Source organism: Bradyrhizobium sp. 25ACV (assembly GCF_054863005.1).
On the sequence record NZ_JAVAYO010000145.1, the window covers coordinates 1 to 260 of the forward strand.

At 40.8% G+C, this 260-nt stretch carries 1 protein-coding gene; it reads left to right on the forward strand.

Going from position 1 to position 260, the window contains the following annotated elements; genetic code table 11:
- A partial coding sequence (locus tag RAD04_RS38915; protein WP_461627999.1) for a polysaccharide deacetylase family protein occupies positions 1–260 on the forward strand: 260 nt, incomplete at both ends.

The window sequence follows — 260 nt, forward strand, 5'->3', positions numbered from 1 at the left end:
GGACATCGGGTGGGAAATCATACATTCAACCATATCGGTGGATTCAAACACCTTAGTTATAACTATCTAGAGAATACAAATAAAGCCGATGAATTGATTAAAAGTAATCTCTTTCGTCCGCCACATGGTTGGATGCGTTGGGGACAATACATCGTATTGAAGAATCGATACACCATTGTGATGTGGGACTTGGTTACCCGAGACTATAGCAAGCGTCTGAATGGTCCCCAAGTATTGGAAATTGTGAAAAAATACGTCAG